This is a genomic window from Nocardia sp. NPDC059229 (genome assembly GCF_042754165.1).
In the GTDB taxonomy this organism is placed as follows: domain Bacteria; phylum Actinomycetota; class Actinomycetes; order Mycobacteriales; family Mycobacteriaceae; genus Nocardia.
The window spans coordinates 980,312-999,039 of sequence record NZ_JBHZAK010000001.1; the positions used below are offsets into that span (position 1 = coordinate 980,312).

General features: G+C 69.3%; 13 protein-coding genes. 8 read left to right on the plus strand and 5 right to left on the minus strand.

Annotated features, from left to right (window positions below; all coding sequences use genetic code 11):
* Positions 1-840 carry a helix-turn-helix domain-containing protein gene (locus ACFXHE_RS04555; protein ID WP_379379713.1) on the minus strand — a complete coding sequence of 280 codons (840 nt, stop codon included), beginning with the start codon at positions 838-840 and terminating at the stop codon, positions 1-3.
* Positions 841-966: 126 nt separating this feature from the next.
* Between ACFXHE_RS04555 and ACFXHE_RS04560 the strand changes: the two genes are divergently transcribed.
* The 3 genes from ACFXHE_RS04560 (at position 967) to ACFXHE_RS04570 (ending at position 3,495) form a co-directional block, all read left to right on the plus strand.
* Entirely contained in the window at positions 967-1,683 is a 717-nt protein-coding gene (locus ACFXHE_RS04560) for a hypothetical protein (RefSeq protein ID WP_379379715.1), read from the plus strand.
* Positions 1,680-2,627, plus strand: a complete 948-nt coding sequence (locus ACFXHE_RS04565; RefSeq protein WP_379379717.1) for an ABC transporter ATP-binding protein — start codon at positions 1,680-1,682, stop codon at positions 2,625-2,627. The genes ACFXHE_RS04560 and ACFXHE_RS04565 overlap by 4 nt, the downstream gene beginning before the upstream one ends.
* Positions 2,628-2,706: 79 nt before the next feature.
* Positions 2,707-3,495 (plus strand): ABC transporter permease, encoded by a 789-nt coding sequence (locus ACFXHE_RS04570; RefSeq protein ID WP_379379719.1) that lies wholly within the window; start codon positions 2,707-2,709, stop codon positions 3,493-3,495.
* Here the strand turns inward: ACFXHE_RS04570 and ACFXHE_RS04575 are convergent, their stop codons facing one another.
* Positions 3,496-4,029 carry a VOC family protein gene (locus tag ACFXHE_RS04575; protein WP_379379721.1) on the minus strand — a complete coding sequence of 178 codons (534 nt, stop codon included), beginning with the start codon at positions 4,027-4,029 and terminating at the stop codon, positions 3,496-3,498. It abuts the gene before it with no gap.
* Between the two features lie 142 nt (positions 4,030-4,171).
* Between ACFXHE_RS04575 and ACFXHE_RS04580 the strand changes: the two genes are divergently transcribed.
* From ACFXHE_RS04580 to ACFXHE_RS04595, 4 genes are all read left to right on the plus strand, one after another.
* Positions 4,172-7,918 (plus strand): ABC transporter ATP-binding protein, encoded by a 3,747-nt coding sequence (locus ACFXHE_RS04580; RefSeq protein WP_379379723.1) that lies wholly within the window; start codon positions 4,172-4,174, stop codon positions 7,916-7,918.
* Between the two features lie 112 nt (positions 7,919-8,030).
* Positions 8,031-11,816, plus strand: a complete 3,786-nt coding sequence (locus tag ACFXHE_RS04585; protein ID WP_379379725.1) for a multifunctional oxoglutarate decarboxylase/oxoglutarate dehydrogenase thiamine pyrophosphate-binding subunit/dihydrolipoyllysine-residue succinyltransferase subunit — start codon at positions 8,031-8,033, stop codon at positions 11,814-11,816.
* A 195-nt stretch (positions 11,817-12,011) separates the two neighbouring features.
* Positions 12,012-12,638: a PadR family transcriptional regulator gene (locus tag ACFXHE_RS04590; RefSeq protein ID WP_379379727.1), complete on the plus strand. Its 627-nt coding sequence runs from the start codon at positions 12,012-12,014 to the stop codon at positions 12,636-12,638.
* Positions 12,639-12,650: 12 nt separating this feature from the next.
* Positions 12,651-14,144, plus strand: a complete 1,494-nt coding sequence (locus tag ACFXHE_RS04595; RefSeq protein ID WP_379379729.1) for a DHA2 family efflux MFS transporter permease subunit — start codon at positions 12,651-12,653, stop codon at positions 14,142-14,144.
* Between the two features lie 99 nt (positions 14,145-14,243).
* Here ACFXHE_RS04595 and ACFXHE_RS04600 read toward each other — a convergent pair whose 3' ends face one another.
* Together ACFXHE_RS04600 and ACFXHE_RS04605 are read right to left on the minus strand one after the other, a co-directional pair.
* The gene (locus tag ACFXHE_RS04600) at positions 14,244-15,818 is read right to left on the minus strand and encodes a molybdopterin-dependent oxidoreductase (protein ID WP_379379731.1); all 1,575 of its coding nucleotides are present in this window, start codon (positions 15,816-15,818) and stop codon (positions 14,244-14,246) included.
* A gap of 47 nt (positions 15,819-15,865) precedes the next feature.
* Entirely contained in the window at positions 15,866-17,272 is a 1,407-nt protein-coding gene (locus ACFXHE_RS04605; RefSeq protein ID WP_379379733.1) for an MFS transporter, read from the minus strand.
* A 77-nt stretch (positions 17,273-17,349) separates the two neighbouring features.
* Here ACFXHE_RS04605 and ACFXHE_RS04610 point away from each other — a divergent pair, with 77 nt between their 5' ends.
* Positions 17,350-18,243 carry a LysR family transcriptional regulator gene (locus ACFXHE_RS04610; RefSeq protein WP_379379735.1) on the plus strand — a complete coding sequence of 298 codons (894 nt, stop codon included), beginning with the start codon at positions 17,350-17,352 and terminating at the stop codon, positions 18,241-18,243.
* 1 nt (position 18,244) lies between these two features.
* On the opposite strand, the gene ACFXHE_RS04615 is transcribed toward ACFXHE_RS04610, so the two are convergent.
* Positions 18,245-18,673 carry a VOC family protein gene (locus ACFXHE_RS04615; RefSeq protein WP_379379737.1) on the minus strand — a complete coding sequence of 143 codons (429 nt, stop codon included), beginning with the start codon at positions 18,671-18,673 and terminating at the stop codon, positions 18,245-18,247.
* Positions 18,674-18,728: the final 55 nt, after the last annotated feature.

The following is an 18,728-nucleotide window of genomic DNA, read 5'->3' on the forward strand; positions in this document are numbered from 1 at the left end:
CTAGCCTCCGACCTCGGCGGCCTGCTGGTCTTGGACGAATGGGAACTCCTCGCGTTCCCGCCACACCGACGGCGGCATGCCCGCGAGTTCTCGCCATTCGCGGGCCATGTGCGCCTGGTCGTAGTACCCGGCGGCGGCCGCCACCTCGGCGAGCGGGGGCAGGATCGAGTCCCGCAGCAGGCGGTGCGAGCGTTCGAAGCGCGCCACCCGGGCGGCGTCCTTGGGGGTGATGCCGAATTCGGCACTGAAGCGGCTGCCGAGATGTCTTCGGCTCCAGCCGATCTCGTCGGCCACGGCGGCCACCCGCACCGCCGGGTCGGGGCCCGACAGCAGCGTCCAGGCGTGGGTCAGCTCGGCATCCCAGTGCACCGGATCCACCTGGCGCAGCAGGATTTCATCGATGACGGCGAAGCGCCGCGGCCACGAGCGCACCGACGACAGCCGCTCCCGCAGCTCCGTCGCGCGCGGCCCGAGCACGTCGGCCAGATCCACGATCCACGACCCGAACGCCGCCGCGGGCATCCCGAACAGCGCCCGGCAGCCCAGCGGCGTGAGGTTCAGCTGTACCCCGTGCTGGAACCCGTTGTGCGCGATCACCGCCGGCCGCACCGTGAGCCCGCTGGCCAGCATGTCCCAGTGACCGCCCGCCTGCTCCGGATGCGAGGACACCGGCACGTGGATGGGCTCGTCGATGGTGATGATCACGGTCAGCGCCGCCGCGGGCATCCCGACATGCGTACCCGGCGCGAAGCCGTGCAGCAGATAGCCCTCGTACCCGAGGACGTACGCGCGTAATCGCGGGTCGGGCACTCCCGACGCGCCTTCGGACACGCCTGCCACGCCGTCCACCCTAGGCCGATGGTCTCCCGCGTGGGCCCCTTCCGGAACCGGTCTATCTCGCGAATCGTTGTCGAGGTGCCATAGAGTTTCGGTCTGGAGGACCGCACGAAGAAGGGGTTGTCGTCGATGTTCAAGACCGGGCTCGAAAAGGCGGTCGTCTCGCTGCTCGACAACGGGTCCCAGGTACAGGCCCCGGCTGTCACGAAATACGTGGGCAAGCTGCGGGATGCGCATCCGGGTGAGACTCCCGGGCAGATCATCGCCCGCATCGAGAAGCTCTACCTCAATACCGTGACCACCTCCGGCACGGCGGTCGGCGCGACCGCGGCGGTGCCGGGCGTCGGGACGGTGGCGTCGCTGGCGGCCATGAGCGCGGAGACCGCTTTCTTCCTGGAGGCGTCCGCGGTGTTCACCCTGGCGGTGGCGGCCGTGCACGGAGTCGCGCCCGAGGACAAGGAGCGCCGCCGCGCCCTGGTGCTGGCCGTGGTGCTCGGCGAGAGCGGCATGGAGATCGTGCAGAAGAGCGTCGGGCACTCGGCCGCGAACTGGGGCGGGCTGCTGGCGGGCAAGATCCCCGGCCTGAGCGCCATGAACGATTCGCTGCTCAAACGGTTCATGATCCAGTTCATCGCCAAACGCGGCGCGCTCATGGTCGGCAAGGTGATTCCGGCCGGAATCGGCGCGGCCATCGGCGGATTCGGCAACCGGGCGATCGGGCGCGGCGTGGTCGACAATGCCCGCAGGGCGTTCGGCGCGCCGCCGCTGACCTGGCCCCAGCCCCTGGTCATCGACGCCGATCCGCTGCCCGCGGTGGAGGCGCCGACCCGGACCCGGCAGCCGTGAGCGCGCGGCCGCTCGCCTTCGCCGCCGGAGGCCTGACCAAGACCTTCGAGAGCGTCACCGCGGTCGAGGACGTGAGCTTCGTGGTGCCCGCCGGCAAGGTGGCCGCCCTGGTGGGCCCCAACGGCGCGGGCAAATCCACGGTGCTGCGCATGCTGCTCGGACTGCTCACCCCCACCTCCGGAACCGCGAGCGTGGGCGGACCCGGCTCCGGCGTGCGGGCCGGACGCCAGGTGGTGGGGGCCATGCTGAATCCGCGCGGCCTGCACCCGGCCCGCCGGGTGTTCGCCCAGCTGCGCGTCTACGCCTCAGCCGCAGGCGTTTCCGATGCCCGGGCGGAGGAACTGCTGGCGCTGGTGCGGCTCACCGATGCCGCCGACCAGCGCATCGGCGGCCTGCCGGAGGGCATGCGGACCCGGCTGGCGCTGGCCGTCGCGCTGCTCGGCGATCCGCCGCTGCTGGTACTCGACGATCCGGCCGCCGGGCTCGATATCGGGGAGACCGCCTGGCTCAACGACTATCTGCGCGGCCACGCCCGCCGCGGCGGCACCGTGCTGCTCACCTCCCGCATACTCAGCACCGTGCTGCCCATCGCCGACGAGCTCCTGGTGCTGGACCGCGGCCGCATCGCCTACCAGGGCAGCCCGGCCCGGCTGCGCCGCAGCCACCCGGACCGGCTGCTGGTGAAGGCCTCCAGCCCGATCGCGCTGGCCACCACCCTGGCCGCGCAGGGTTTCACCGACGCGGTCATGCGGCCCGACGGCCGCCTCGCCATCGCGGAAGCCTCGCTCTCGCAGCTGGAATCGGCCGCTTCCACGGCTCGCGTCCAGCTCACCGAGATCACCCCCGAACACATTCATCCCGACCAGGTCCTGGCCGCCCTCACCCACAGCGGGCCCCCGTCCCCCACGTACCCGGGCCCGGCCGCCTACCGGACGTATCGGTGAAGTCGTTGCGCCACAACGCTATCCGCCATGGGAACACGGTCCGCCGCCGGGCCGACGACCTCCCGCGAAAGGACATTCGATGATCCTCACTGTGCCGCCGGTGGTGGTCCGGGCCGCGAATTCCGAAGTGCGGAAGGTGACTTCGGTGCGGTCGAACTGGCTGATCGGCGGCGGGGTCATCGTGGCGGGCGTGATCGCGTTCGTGGCGCTGGGCACCGGATTCCAGCCCGGCGACGAGCATGCGCAGGGCTTCAGCTCCGGATCCGGCTGGGCGGCGCTGCTGACCACCTGGGTGCTGGTGCTCACGGTCGCGGCGGCGGCCACCTTCGGGGCGCTGGGTGCCGGCACCGAATTCCAGTCCGGATCGCTGGCGATGAGCTCGCTGTACACCCCCGACCGCACCCTCCTGCTCGGCGCGAAACTCGCGGTGGCGGGGGCGTTCTCGCTCGGCACCGTGCTGCTGATGGAGGTGCTGGGCGGGGCCGCCATGCGGCTGGCCGGCGGCTCCCGGGTGCCCCTGGACGGCGGTTTCTTCGGCGTACTGATCGGGGTGGCGCTGGCGGCGGTGTGCTGGGCGGTGATCGGCACCGCGATCGGTGTCGTGTTGCGCTCACCCACCCGGGCGCTGGCCGCCGTGCTGGGCTGGGCCGTGCTGGAGCCGCTGATCTGGATCACCGCACGCGCCATCGGATTCGGCGGGCTGGCGGCCGTCCTGCCGGTGTCCTCGACGGTCGGGGCGATCAGTGGCGGCCGTTACGCCAAGAGCGCGCTCATCGCGCCGACCCCGGCCGCCATGGCGCTGCTGGTGCTGTGGAGCGCCGCGGCGGGTGCGGCGGCCTGGTGGATGCTCACCCGCCGCGACCTCTGATCAGGCGCGGCCGGAGAACAACCGCCGCCACACCTCGTGATCGGTGCGCGGGCCGCCGGGAGTGTCCGCGCCGTACCTCGCGATGAGGCCCGGCAGGTCCAGCGGGAGGCTCGGCGCGGTCATGGCGGCCAGCTCCACTTCCACCGCGGAGTCGGGAACCAGCCAGCAGACCTCGAATTCGATGCCGTCGGGGTCGGCGGCGTAGAGGGCCTTGGTGGAGGCGTGGTCGGAAGCCCCGGTGAGCGCGCCCGCCGCGACCAGGGCGTCGCGCACCCGCTGCAGTTCGCTCAGCGTGTCCACCTCCCAGGCCAGGTGATAGAGGCCGACCCGGCCGGTGCGGTGCGGGACCGACGGGTCCGGCGACTGGAACAGACCGAGGTCGTGGTCGTTGGCCGACCCGGCCGCCTGCAGGAACGCCCCGCCCGGAAATCCGCCGGGCAGCCGGCGAAAGCCCAGCACCTCGCTGTAGAAGGCGACCGAGCGCTCCACGTCGGAGACGAACAGGACGGCGTGATTGAGACGCTGAATCGGCATGGGGGCGACTCCGTTTCGAAGGACCGTGACGGTCCAGCCGACCACGGCGCGCCGCGCCGCACAAGCCACCGTCCCGGCACACTGGACAGGGCGGCACGACGACGGGAACAAAGTGGGGGTGGGGAGACAGTTGTTCTCCGGGATGACTTCGAAGGATGTGAACAGGGTGCGCGGCTGGCTGCGCAGGTTGTGGGAACGGTGCGCCGGGCACCCGTGGATGCTGTCCGGGCTGGGGCTGGCCATCGTGCTCGGCGCGGTCGTGGAGGTGACCGGGCCGCTGCTGGCCAAGCGCGCCCTCGACGGCGCGACCGCCGGGAACACCGGCATCATCGCGGCCATGGCCGTGGCGCTGGGCGTGCTCGCGGTCGGCCGCTTCCTCGCCTCCTTCGGGCGGCGCATGCTCGCCGGGCGGCTCGCCCTCGACGTCCAGCACGAACTGCGCGTGGATCTGCTGTCCGCGCTGCAACGGCTGGACGGGCCCGGACAGGACGGGCTGCGCACCGGGCAGGTCATCTCGCGCTCGATCAGTGACCTGACCCTGGTGCAGGGCCTGCTGGCGATGGGTCCCTGGTCCGCGGTGGCGGCACTGCAATTCGTGCTGGCCGCGGGCGTCATGCTGTGGCTCTCGCCGCCGCTGGCCCTGGCCGCGCTGCTGGTGGTGCCGGTGCTGGCGCTGGTGGTCTACCGGGTGCGGCCGCGGCTGTACGCGGCCACCTGGTCCGCGCAGCAGCGCGCCGCCGACCTGGCCCAGCATGTCGAGGAGACCGTCACCGGTGTGCGCGTGGTGAAGGGCTTCGGGCAGGAGGCCCGCATGGTCGACGTGCTCGAACAGCACGGCCGCACGCTGTACGCCGAGCGCATGCGCGCCGCCCAGATCGATGCTCGCTTCAGCCCCACCCTGGGATCGATTCCGCAGGCCGGTCTGGTCGCGGTGATCGCGGCGGGCGGGCTGCTCGCCTTCCACGGCAGCATCGGACTCGGAACCTTCCTGGCCTTCGTCGCCTATGTGTCGACGATGACCAACTCCACCCGGATCGTGTCGTATGTGGTGGTCATGGCGCAGCTGACGCGCGCGGCGGCCGAACGCGTGAATCAGGTCATCGACAGCGCGCCCGAACGCATCGATCCGGAGCACCCGGTGGCGGTGCCCGAGGGACCGCTCGGCATCGAAATCGACGATCTCACCTTCGGTTTCGAGCCCGGCCGACCCGTACTGCGCGACTTCACACTGAACATCGCACCCGGCGAGACGGTGGCCGTCATCGGCCCGGCGGGCTCGGGCAAATCCACCCTGAGCCTGCTGCTGCCCCGCTTCTACTCCCCCGGCTCCGGCCGGATCACCCTGTACGGCAAGGACTCCCGCGCCGACATCGCCGACCTGCGCGCCGCCGACCTGCGCTCGGCGGTCGGCGTGGTCTTCGACGAGGCCTTCCTGCTCTCGGACACCATTGCCGCCAATATCGCCCTCGGCCGGCCCGAGTCCACCGAGGCGGAGATCCAGGCCGCCGCCAAACAGGCCGCAGCCGACGACTTCATCAACGCCCTGCCCGATGGCTACGAGACCGTGGTCGGCGAACGCGGCCTGACCCTCTCCGGCGGTCAGCGGCAGCGCATCGCGCTGGCCCGCGCCCTGCTCGCCGACCCGCGCATCCTGGTCCTCGACGACGCCACCTCCGCGGTGGACGCCGTCACCGAGGCCGCCATCTTCGCCTCCCTCCCCGCCGATTCCGGACGCACCACCCTCATCCTGGCCCACCGCGAATCCACCCTCGCCCACGCCGACCGCGTGATCCGGCTGCCCGCACCGGAATCCGGCGATGAGCAGGTATCGGTGATTGCGGACGCGCGGGACGTGACCGCGGAAACGGCTGCCGGAAGCCGGCATTCGGTCGATCGGGACACGCCGGCGGAAGTGCGGCGGGTGCTGGGGAAGCTGCCGCCGGCCACCGAGCGGCCGGGGCTGGACGCGGCCGAGCTGCGCGAGCCCGACCCGGGCTTCCGGCTGAGTCATGCGCTGCGGCTGGTGAAGTGGCTGGTCGCCGGCACCATGGTGCTGCTCGCGCTGAACGCGGTGGTCGGCGTGGGCTTCCCGTCCGTGGTGCGGTACGCGGTGGACTCGGGCGTCGGCAAGCACGACGGCTGGGCGCTGGTGCGGGCCACCGTGATCGGGGCCGTGCTGGTCGGGCTCGGCTGGCTGGTCGCCTCGACCTCACTGCTGTGGAGCAACCGGGCCGGGGAGCGCGTGCTCTTCGGGCTGCGGGTCCGCAGCTATGCCCACCTGCAGCGGCTCGGGCTCGACTTCTACGAGCGAGAACTGTCCGGCCGCATCATGACCCGGATGACGACCGACATCGACGCCCTGTCCACCTTCATGCAGACCGGACTGCCGGACGCGCTCGTCGCGCTGCTGACGGTGGCCGGCATCGCGGTGGCACTGCTGGTGATCGACTTCCAGCTGGCGCTGGTCGTGTTCGTGACGCTGCCGCCGCTGCTCCTGGCCACCTGGTGGTTCCGCAAGGTCTCCGATTCCGCCTACAGTGCCGCGCGCGAACATTCGGCCACCGTGAACGCCGACTTCGCCGAGAATGTCGCGGGTCTGCGGGTGGTGCAGGCCAATCGGCACGAGGCCATCTCCGCACGCCGGTTCGCCGGGTACTCCGACAATTTCCGGGTCAGCCGGATGCTGGCCCAGCGGGCCATCGCCACCTTCTTCGCCTTCGTCGGCATGTGGGCGGATCTGGCGCTGGCGTCGGTGGTCTTCACCGGGGCGTGGGCGGTCGCGCACGGGTCCACCACGCCGGGCACGCTGGTGGCGTTCGTGCTCTATCTGCAGCTGCTGTTCGGGCCGATCATGCAGCTGTCGCAACTGTTCGACGGGTATCAGCAGGCACGAGTCGGGTTGCGGCGCATCGGGGAACTGCTGCGGACCCGGTCATCCATCGCGCCGGACCCCGCGGACGCGGCGCCCATCGACGGGCGGCTGCGCGGGGAGGTCGTCTTCGACAATGTCCGCTTCCAGTACCCGGGCGCGGTGCGGCCCGCGCTCGAGGGCGTCAGCCTGACCATCCCGGCGGGCGGCAGCCTGGCACTGGTCGGCGAGACCGGCGCGGGCAAGTCGACCATCGTGAAGCTGCTTGCCCGGCTCTATGACATGCCCCGGACACCGGGTGACCACACAGCCCGGACAACGGGTGACGGGAATCACGAACTTTCCCGCAGTGTTACGCCGTTCTCCATAGCGGATATGCATGACAGTGGCCATGATCCGGACGGCACCGGCGCAATTCGCGTGGACGGCGTGGATATTCGCGACTATCGGCTCGCCGAGTTCCGCTCGCGGCTCGGCGTGGTCCCTCAGGAAGCTCACCTGTTCACCGGCGACATCGCCAGCAACATTGCATTTGGCAAACCTTTTGCGAGTCCCGGGGAAATCGAGGCGGCCGCCGCCGCGGTCGGGGCGCTGGACGCCATCACTGCCCTGCCCCAGGGCATGCGGCAGCCGGTCGGCGAACGCGGACGCGGGCTCTCCGCCGGTCAGCGGCAGCTCATCGCCCTGGCCCGCGCCGAACTGGTCCGCCCCGATCTGCTGTTGCTCGACGAGGCCACGGCCGTGCTGGATCCGGCCGCCGAGGCATCGGTGCTGGTCGCGAACGAATCGGTGACGCGCGGCCGCACCTCGGTCATCGTCGCGCACCGGCTGGCGACCGCCGCCCAGGCCGATCGGATCGCCGTCGTGCAGCACGGCCGGATCAGCGAAATCGGCGGCCACGACGAACTCCTCGCGGCACAGGGCCCGTACTCGCGTTTGTGGGCTGCGGCGCAGGCGACGGAAGGAATATTCTCGGGCGAGGACGAGTCGTCATCAGAGAATGTGTCCGCTCGGTGGTAGCCATGCCCGACGGCGAACAGGGGTGGGCATATCCTCAGTGGGGGCGCATCGGCGCGCATCCGCCGATTACCCGTGCCGGGCACGTCACAAACGTCGCAGCGCGAAGAACGAAATGAGGCGAACACCTGCTGTGAGCAGCTCAACAGACCAGTTCGGACAGAACCAGTGGCTTGTCGACGAGATGTACCAGAAGTACAAGCAAGACCCCTCGTCCGTCGATGAGAGCTGGCACGAGTTCCTGGCGGACTACACGCCGGAGAACACTGCCGAGATTGGTAACAACAGCCAGGCGGCCGCCGCCGTCGCTCCGGCACCCGCCGCAGTGCCTACTGCCCCCGGACCCGCCCAGAGCGCCCCCGCCGTGAATTCCACCCCCGTCGCCACCCCCGCCCCGGCCGCCCCCGCCCCGGCTCCGGCCCCCGCCCAGGTGCGCACCCCCCAGACCACTCCCGCCCCCAGCTCCAACGCGGCCCCGACCTCGGGCGGCCCCAAGCCCACCGCCGAGGACGAGACCAAGGTGCTGCGCGGTCCCGCCGCGGCCGTCGTCAAGAACATGTCGGCGTCGCTGGCCATCCCCACCGCGACCTCGGTGCGTGCCATCCCGGCCAAGCTGATGATCGACAACCGCCTGGTCATCAACAACCACCTGGCCCGTACCCGCGGTGGCAAGATCTCCTTCACCCACCTGCTGGGTTACGCGATCGTGCAGGGCATCAAGGCCTTCCCGAACATGAACCGGCACTTCGCCGAGGTCGACGGGAAGCCGAACGCGGTCACCCCCGCGCACACCAATCTCGGTCTGGCCATCGACCTTCCGGGCAAGGACGGCAGCCGTGCGCTGGCGGTCGCGGCCATCAAGAACGCCGAGGGCATGACCTTCGCGCAGTTCCACAGCGCGTACGAGGACGTCGTGCGCCGCGCCCGTGACGGCAAGCTGACCAACGACGACTTCGCCGGTGTCACCATCTCGCTGACCAACCCCGGCACCATCGGCACCAACCACTCGGTGCCGCGCCTCATGCTGGGCCAGGGCGCGATCATCGGCGCGGGCGCCATGGAGTACCCGGCCGAGTTCCAGGGCATGAGCGACCAGCAGCTCGCCGAAATGGGTATCGGCAAGCTGATGACGCTGACCTCCACCTACGACCACCGCATCATCCAGGGCGCGGAGTCCGGCGACTTCCTGCGGACCGTCCACAACCTGCTGATCTCGGACGAGTTCTACGACGAGATCTTCCACGGCATGGGTGTCCCCTACGAGCCGGTGCGCTGGCGCAAGGACATTCAGGAACGCGGCATCGACAAGTCGACCCGCGTGCAGGAGATGATCAACGCGTACCGCAGCCGCGGCCACCTGATGGCCGACACCGACCCGCTGCGGCTGGTGAAGGACAAGTTCCGCTCGCACCCTGACCTGGATGTCACCCAGCACGGCCTGACCCTGTGGGACCTGGACCGCGAATTCAATGTCGCGGGCTTCCACGGCCAGGAGCGCATGAAGCTGCGCGACGTGCTGTCCATCCTGCGCGACGCCTACGCCCGCCACGTGGGTGTGGAGTACACCCACATCCTGGATCCCGAGCAGCTCAAGTGGATTCAGGAACGCGTGGAGCAGAAGCACGCGAAACCCACTGTGGCCGAGCAGAAGTACATCATGTCCCGGCTCAATGCGGCCGAGGCGTTCGAGACCTTCCTGCAGACCAAGTACGTGGGCCAGAAGCGCTTCTCGCTGGAAGGCGCCGAGTCGGTCATCCCGATGATGGACGCCGTCATCGACCAGTGCGCCGAGTACGCCCTCGACGAGGTCATCATCGGTATGCCGCACCGCGGCCGCCTGAACGTGCTGGCCAATATCGTCGGCAAGCCCTACTCGAAGATCTTCACCGAGTTCGAGGGCAACATGAACCCGGCCGCCACCCACGGCTCCGGCGACGTGAAGTACCACCTCGGCGCGCGCGGCACCTACCTGCAGATGTTCGGCGACAACGAGATCGAGGTCTCGCTGACCGCCAACCCCTCCCACCTCGAGGCCGTCGACCCGGTGCTGGAGGGTCTGGTCCGCGCCAAGCAGGACCTGCTCACCAAGGAAGACATCGTCACCAAGGGTGAAGAGGCGCGGTCGTTCTCGGTCGTGCCGCTGATGCTGCACGGTGACGCGGCCTTCGCCGGCCAGGGCGTGGTGGCCGAGACCCTGAACCTGTCGGGTCTGCGCGGCTACCGCACCGGTGGCACCGTGCACATCGTGGTGAACAACCAGATCGGCTTCACCACCGCGCCGGAGTACTCGCGCTCCACCGAATACTCCACCGACATCGCGAAGTTCATCGGCGCCCCGATCTTCCACGTGAACGGCGACGACCCGGAAGCCTGTGTGTGGGTGGCCAAGCTGGCCGTCGACTACAAGCAGAAGTTCAAGCGCGACGTCGTGATCGACATGATCTGCTACCGCCGCCGCGGCCACAACGAGGGCGACGACCCGTCGATGACCCAGCCGGGCATGTACGACGTGATCGACACCAAGCGCTCGGTCCGCAAGGCGTACACCGAGAGCCTGATCGGCCGTGGCGACATCTCCATGAAGGAAGCCGAAGACGCCCTGCGTGACTACCAGGGTCAGCTGGAGCGGATCTTCAACGAGGTGCGCGAGCTGGAGAAGTTCCCGCCGGAGCCGTCGGAGTCGGTCGAGGACGAGCAGCAGCTGCCGCCGAACCTGGTGACCTCCGTGGACAAGACGGTGCTGCAGCGCATCGGCGACGCGTTCGTGAACGTGCCCGAGGGCTTCAGCGTGCACCCGCGCGTCAAGCCGGTGCTGGAGAAGCGCCGCGAGATGGCCTACGAGGGCAAGGTCGACTGGGCCATGGCCGAGCTGCTGGCCTTCGGCACGCTCATCGACGAGGGCAAGGCCGTCCGCCTGACCGGTCAGGACTCCCGCCGCGGCACCTTCTCGCAGCGGCATTCGGTGATCATCGACCGCAAGAACGGTGACGAGTACACCCCGCTGCACAATATCGGGTCGAAGAACCCGGGCTGGTTCGCGGTGCACGACTCGGCGCTGTCCGAGTACGCCGCTGTCGGTTTCGAGTACGGCTACTCGCTGGGCAACCCGGACGCACTCGTCCTGTGGGAGGCGCAGTTCGGTGACTTCGTCAACGGCGCGCAGTCCATCATCGACGAGTTCATCTCCTCCGGCGAGGCCAAGTGGGGTCAGCTCTCCGAGGTCGTGCTGCTGCTGCCGCACGGTCACGAGGGCCAGGGCCCGGACCACACCTCGGGTCGTATCGAGCGCTTCCTGCAGCTGTGTGCCGAGGGTTCGATGACGGTGGCGGTTCCGTCCACCCCGTCGAACTACTTCCACCTGCTGCGCCGCCACGCCCTGGACGGCATCCGCCGCCCGCTGGTGGTCTTCACCCCGAAGTCCATGCTGCGCAACAAGGCCGTGATCTCCGAGGTCGAGGACTTCACGGACAACAAGTTCCGCACCGTGCTCGAGGAGCCCACCTACGAGTCGGGCGACGGCGACCGCGCCAAGGTCAAGCGCGTGCTGCTCACCTCCGGCAAGATCTACTACGAGCTGGTGGCCGAGAAGAAGAAGCACAACCGCGACGACGTGGCCATCGTGCGCGTCGAGCAGCTGTACCCGATTCCGAAGTTCCGTCTGAACGAGGCGCTGGAGCAGTACCCCAACGCCGGCGATCTGGCGTGGGTCCAGGAGGAGCCGGCCAACCAGGGCGCGTGGCCGTTCTTCGGCCTGAACCTGCCGGAGATCCTGCCCGCCCGCTTCGGCAAGCTGCGCCGCATCTCGCGCCGCGCCATGTCGGCCCCGTCCTCGGGTTCGTCCAAGGTGCACGCGGTGGAGCAGCAGGAGATCATCGACGAGGCGTTCTCCCCGACCGCATAATTCGGCCGGATCGCGGTGAAACGAAGCCGCCCGCTGGATCTTTCGATCCGGCGGGCGGCTTTTCCGTTGCGGGAGTGCGGTAGGCGAGCGGCAAGGGTTGCCTCGGCCTTGTTCCGCATCGTATATTCCACGTGGAATATTTGGTACGGAGGATGTCGGTGACCCGCGATAGCGTCACCGGGAATGGAGGTCCAGGTGACCCGGAAGCAGTCGACACCGGCACTCACGCCCTTGGCGATGCTGGTCCTCGCGCTGCTGGAGGAACGTCCGATGCACCCGTACGAGATGTATCAACTGCTCTTGAGCCGACACGAGGACGAGTTCGTGAAGATCAAACCGGGCTCGCTCTACCACGCCGTGGCCCGGCTGGCCGACCAGGAACTACTGGCCGCCGAGAGCACCGATCGGGCCGGCAACCGGCCGGAACGAACCACCTACCGCATTCGCACCGCCGGGCGCGAGGCGCTGCGCACCCGAATCCGGGACCTGCTGCGCGAGCCGGCCCGGGAGTATCCGGTCTTCGTGACCGGATTGGCCGAAGCGCACAATTTACCCCTGGACGAGGTCATCGATGCCCTCCGCGAACGCGTCGCCTCGATCGACGCCCGGCTCGCCGAGCTCGAGACGATCCACGACCTGGCGGCCGCCTCCGACGTGCCGCGGCGGTACTGGGCCCGCGTGGACTATATACGCGCGCAGAACACCGCCGAAGTCGAATGGCTGCGTGGATTCATCGCCGAGATCGAGAGCGGCGACATCGAATGGGAGACCTTCGACGAGTCCGGCGAACGCATCGACATCACGAACCACACCCCGAGATAGGAACCCGAATCCGTGTCCACTCAACGCAATCCGTGGCTGGCGCTATACGCGCTGGTCGTCGGGTTCTTCATGATCCTGCTGGACATGACCATCGTCGCGGTGGCCAATCCGGCGATCATGAAAGACCTGCAGGCCGATGTCTCCCAGGTCATCTGGGTCACCTCCGCCTACCTGCTGGCCTACGCGGTGCCGCTGCTGGTCACCGGCCGGCTCGGAGATCGCTTCGGCCCCAAGAACATCTATCTCGGCGGCCTGGCCGTGTTCACCCTGGCCTCGCTGTGGTGTGCCGAGTCGACGAGCATCAACATGCTGATCGCGGCCCGCGCCGTGCAGGGCCTGGGCGCGGCGCTCATGACGCCGCAGACCATGGCGGTCATCACCCGCACCTTCCCGCCGGACAAGCGCGGCGCGGCCATGGGCCTGTGGGGCGGCGTGGCCGGTCTGGCCACCCTGGTCGGCCCGATCCTGGGCGGCGTGCTGGTGGACTGGCAGGGCTGGCAGTGGATCTTCTACGTGAACGTGCCGATCGGCATCATCGCCTTCGCCCTGGCCTTCTGGCTGGTGCCGTCGCTGCCCACCAACGACCACAAGTTCGACCTGGTCGGCGTGGTGCTCTCGGGCGTCGGCATGTTCCTGCTGGTGTTCGGCATCCAGGAGGGCAACAGCCACCACTGGGACGCCTGGATCTGGGCCATGATCATCGCCGGCGTGGCGGTGCTCGCGCTGTTCATCGTCAACCAGGCTCGCAATACCGGTGAGCCGCTGGTGCCGCTGAGCCTGTTCAAGGACCGCAACTTCGCGCTGTCCAACCTGGCCATCGCGGCCATGGGCGCGGCGGTGACCAGTGTGTTCGTGCCCGCCTACTTCTATCTGCAGCAGGTACACGACATGACGCCGACGCGCTCGGCACTGGTGTTCGCGCCCATGGCGATTCTGACCGGTGTGTTCGCGCCGATCATCGGCAAGATCTCGGACAAGGTCGCGCCGCGCGTCATTCCGACCATCGGTTTCGCGCTCTTCGCGGCGACCCTGTTCGGGTTCGGCGTCCTGATGAAGCCGGACGGCTCGATCCCGCTGTTCATGATCGTCGGCGGTATCTCCGGTATCGCCAATGCCTGCATCTGGGCGCCGCTGGCCACCACCGCCACCCACAACCTGCCGGTGCAGCAGGCCGGTGCGGGCGCGGGCGTCTACAACACCACCCGTCAGATCGGTTCGGTGCTCGGTTCGGCCACGATCAGCGCACTGCTCTCGGCTCGCATCTCGGCGCAGGGCCTGCCCAGCGGCCCGATCGGCGAGGGCGGCGGCAAGAGCCTGAGCAGCCTGCCGGCCGAGGTCCGAGGTCCCATCCTGGAGAAGCTCAGCACCGCGCTGAGCCAGTCCATCTACCTGCCCGCCCTGATCCTGTTGATCGGCGTCGCCGCCTCGGCGCTGTTCATCGGGCACGGCAAGGCGGAGGGCGATGAGCGCGACGATATGGCGAAGGCCGATATCGGGGTGCACTGATCCGCTGACATTCGAAAAGCGCTGTCCGCCGGGGCCTTCCCGGCGGGCAGCGCTGTCCGTGCGGTCGGAGCGGCAGGCTCGCTGGATTCCGCTGTGCCCTCAGCCGATTCGCACGGTGAGCGAGGGATATCCGGTCGCGCCGTCGGGCACGACGTCCTGTTCCCTGTCGGTCTGGGTCTCCCCGGTGCCGTCGGTCGCACGCGCCCATACCGTGTGCACGCCGGTGCTGCCGGTGGCGTCCCAGTCGTAGGCCCACTGCACCCAGGTGTCGATGGACGGGGCCACCGCCAGCCGGGCGGGCCGCCAATCCCCTTGATCGATACGGACTTCCACGCCGCGAATGCCGCGATGCTGCGCCCATGCCACGCCCGCGATGGTGACCTTGCCCGGGGCGATGGTGCCGCGGCCTCGGGGGGTGTCGATACGGCATTCGGTCTTGATCGGGCCCTTGGCCGACCAGCCGCGCTTGGTCCAGAACGCCTCGGCGCGATCGAATCTGGTGATCTCCAGCTCGGTCACCCATTTGGTGGCCGACACGTAGCCGTACAGCCCGGGCACCACCAGCCGCGCGGGATAGCCGTGCGCGGTGGGCAGCGGTTCGCCGTTCATACCGACGGCCAGCATGGCGTCGCGGCCGTCCATCAGCACGGCGAGCGGGCTGCCCGCGGTGAAGCCGTCGATGCTGTGCGAGAGCACCATGTCGGCGTCGGGGTGCGGTCCGGCGGCGGTGATCAGCTCGTCGAGCCGATAGCCGAGCCAGCGGGCATTGCCGATCAGATCGCCGCCGACCGGATTGGACACGCAGGCCAGCGTGACCAGCCGTTCGATGGGGGTCTTGGCGGCGAGATCGGCGTAGCTCAAATGGATCTCGCGATCGACCATGCCGTGGATGCGCAGTGACCAGTCGTCCTTGCTGACCTGCGGCACGGTGAGTGCGGTGTCGATGCGATAGAAGTCGGCGTTCGAGGTGAGATACGGCGTCAGGCCCGGAATCTGCAGATCCGCGCCCGGCTCGATCGACGGCTCCGCGCCGGTGGGCGTCGGCAGCTGCACATCCGCGCGCTCGGCCGACACATCCCGCGACCGCAGACCGATGATCCGTCCCGCGATACCGCCGACCGCCGCGGCCACGCCCGTGATCACCATCCCGCGCACCACCAGCCGCCGCTCCACCGCCAGCTCGGCGGGCGAAAGCCGCTGCGGCTCGGCGGTTTCCGCATCCGCGGCGGTCGCGGCGAATTCTCCGAACCGGGTGACCCGGCCGATCAGGCTGCGCAACACCAGGATTCCGGCGACCATGCCGAGAATGGAAGGGAAGGCCCAGGTCCAGGTCGCATTGGGGCGACCGAGCGCGGCGATGGTGGACAGCAGCCCGAAGATCGCGAACAGGATCGACCCGAGCGGCCGCCGCTCCCGCTCCACGATCCCGGCGACCGCGGCCAGCACCACCGCGACCACACCCATGCACACGAACAGCAGCACTTTGTCATTGGTGCCGACCAGGCCGATGATCCACTCCCGGAACCCGTCCGGCGTGTGGTCGACGATCCACGCTCCGACCGCCTGCAAGGGCGTGCTGTCGGGGCTGACCAGCACGGACACCAGCTCCGCCACACCCAGGGTGACGCCGCCGGCGACAATTCCGCCGGCCGTCCGTAATCCGCGATCCGCCACGAAACCGACCCTACTGCGCGGGTCGGCTCGTGGAACGGCTCGAAGGATTACGGAAGCGTGACGCCCGGGGTCCGCAGCGCCATGGCGGCGATCACGGCCATGACCAGCAGACTGCCGCCCGCCACCGCGAAGGCGTGGTGCAGGCCGGTCACGCTCAGGGCCGGTCCCGAATAGGCCAGCGCGCCCAGCACCGCGACCCCGAGCACCTGACCCAGCTGCCGCAGCGCATTGTGCACCGAGGAGGCCATGCCCGCGCGGTGCGGATGCACGGCGGCCAGTACGGTCGCGGTCATCGGGGTCAGGCACAGCCCGATGCCGAAGCCGCCCACCGCCAGCATCCACCAGATCGAGCCGATGCCGGTGTCGCGCTGCACGGTCAGCAGGCCCGCGACGGCCAGACCACCGAGGGTCAGTCCGGTCACCATGGGAATCCGGGGGCCGAAGCGGCCGACCAGTCGTCCGGACAGTGGTGTCGCCAGTGCGAACGCGACCCCGATGGCGCATACATCGAGCCCGGCCCGGACCGCCGAATGTCCTTGCACCTGCTGGAAATACGCGCTGAGGTACACGATCAGCCCGACGAAGGCGAAGAACGCCACCGCACCGGCCAGGTTCGCGGCGGCGAAGCCGCGGTGGCCGAACAGCGTGAGATCCACCAGCGGATCGGCGTGCCGCCGCTCCCAGCGCACGAACACCACCGCGGCGACGGCGGCCAGCCCGAACGCGGCCAGGATCGGCGCGGAGGCCCAGCCCTGACCGCGGCCCTCGATCAATCCGAACGAGAGCGCGGCGATGGCCGTCGTGGTCAGCAGCGCGCCCTGCCAGTCGAACCGGCCGGTGGCCGGTGTGCGGGGCAGGCGCGGCACGACCAGCGCGGCGACCGTCGCGAACACGGCGACCAGCGGCACGTTCAGCAGCAGCACCCAGCGCCAGCCCAATCCCGTCACGACGACACCGCCCAGAATCGGCCCCACCGCCAGCGCCAGGCCGGACGAGGTCGACCAGGCCCCGATCGCGACCGCGCGCTCGCGTTCGTCCGGGAAGGCGGCGCGGACGACGGCGAGGCTGGTGGGCACCAGCAGGGCGGGGCCGACGCCCTGAATCACGCGGCCCGCCAACAGCATCGGGATATTCGGTGCCAGGCCCGCGATCAGCGCGCCGAGTGCGAAGGTCAGCATGCCCAGGAGGAAGACGCCCTTGCGGCCGAACCGGTCGCCGAGTCCGCCGCTGAGCATCAGCAGGCTGGCATAGACCAGGACGTAGGCATTGACGATCCACTCGGTGGCGGTAGCGTCCGCGTGCAGGTCACGGCCGATGGTCGGCAGCGCCACGCTCATGACGGTGGTGGACAGGACGGCCAGGAACTGACCGCCGGTGACGGCCACCAGCGTGATCCAGGGATTGGCTGCGGCCGTGGGAGCTTCGGGACGGGCGGGAACGTGCAGTGCGGTCATAGTCGAACGGTAGGACCGCCCGGTCATAGCTTCCACGACCAAAAGTGCTATACGCCAATGCCTCTAGAGTTATAAGCGTGGATCTGCTGCAGCTGCGCTATTTCCGGATGGTGGCCCGCACCGAGAACATCACCCGGGTGGCGGAGGAACTCCGGGTGGCCCAGCCCTCGCTGAGCCGGACCATCACCCGGCTCGAAAACGAGCTGGGCGTACCGCTTTTCGACCGGCAGGGACGACGGCTGCGGCTGAACCGCTTCGGCGCGGCCTTCCTCGCGCGGGTGGATCGCGCCCTGGACGAACTCGACGGTGCCCGCCGGGAGCTCGACGATCTGGCCGGGCTGGAGCGGGGTGCGATCACGATCGGGGCGGAGAATCTACGCGTCGTCCAGAACGTGATCGCGGACTTCCTGCAGGCGTATCCCGGTGTGCGCGTTCAGCTGTTCTCGGGCACCGCCGCGCAGGTGTCGGCCCGGCTGGCGGCCGGCGACCTCGATCTCGGGGTGGTGTCGCTGACGCCGGACGCACCCGGCCTGGCCGGGCAGGAATTGCTGGACGAGGAAGTGCTGCTGGCCGTTTCGCCCAGCCACCGGCTCGCCGACCGGGGTCGGGTCACGGTCGCCGAGCTGGCGACCGAACCCTTCATCACGACCTCACCCGACTACTGGCAACGCACTGTGCTGGATCGCGTCTTCGCCCGCGCCGGGCTGCGCCCCACGATCGTCTGCGAGGGCGACGAGCCCTCCGCGATCCGTGGCCTGATCGCCACCGGCTTCGGCATCGGCCTGCTCCCGGCCATGGCGCGCGATTACTCCGGCCCGGCGGTGGCCTGGCTGCATCTCGACGACGTCTACTGCCGCCGCACCCTGCACCTCGTTTGGCGCACGGACGCCTATCTGCCGCTGGCCGCCAGGCGTTTTCGCGAACTCGCGGCCGACCGCTTCGCGAAGGACCGGCCCGGCGGGCCGGAGTGAATCACATCTGCGCGCTGCCGGTGTAGTTGATCATCCACGGCACCGAGAACTTGTCGGTGACCATGGCGAACGCCTCGGCCCACTGCACCTGGCCCAGCGGCATGGACACGGATCCGCCCGGTGCGAGCTCGTTGAACAGCCGCTCGGCCTCGGCGGCCGACTCGACCTCGACCTGCACGGTGAAACCCGGCTTGGAGTTGTCGATCTCGCTGCCGGGCGGGCAGTCGGAGACCATGAGGATATTGGTCTCGCTCAGCGGCAGCTGGGCATTGGCGACCCGGTTCAGCACGTCCTCGGGCATCTCCGGCGGGGTCTCACCCATGTCGCGGAAGCGGACGATGGTCGCCTCGCCGCCGAAGACGGACTGGTAGAAAGTGATGGCCTCTTCGGCATTGCCATTGAAGAGCAGGTACGGGTTCAGCGCGGGCATGGGTTCCTCCTCGATCGTTTTCGGGCAGGTGCGGCGGCACCCGGAAGGTAGGACT

Coding starts and splice junctions, on each gene's coding strand:
- ACFXHE_RS04560 (WP_379379715.1), top strand. CDS start 967: ATGTTCAAGACCGGGCTCGAAAAGGCGGTCGTCTCGCTGCTCGACAAC.
- ACFXHE_RS04570 (WP_379379719.1), top strand. CDS start 2,707: ATGATCCTCACTGTGCCGCCGGTGGTGGTCCGGGCCGCGAATTCCGAA.
- ACFXHE_RS04575 (WP_379379721.1), bottom strand. CDS start 4,029: ATGCCGATTCAGCGTCTCAATCACGCCGTCCTGTTCGTCTCCGACGTG.
- ACFXHE_RS04580 (WP_379379723.1), top strand. CDS start 4,172: ATGACTTCGAAGGATGTGAACAGGGTGCGCGGCTGGCTGCGCAGGTTG.
- ACFXHE_RS04585 (WP_379379725.1), top strand. CDS start 8,031: ATGAGGCGAACACCTGCTGTGAGCAGCTCAACAGACCAGTTCGGACAG.
- ACFXHE_RS04605 (WP_379379733.1), bottom strand. CDS start 17,272: ATGACCGCACTGCACGTTCCCGCCCGTCCCGAAGCTCCCACGGCCGCA.
- ACFXHE_RS04615 (WP_379379737.1), bottom strand. CDS start 18,673: ATGCCCGCGCTGAACCCGTACCTGCTCTTCAATGGCAATGCCGAAGAG.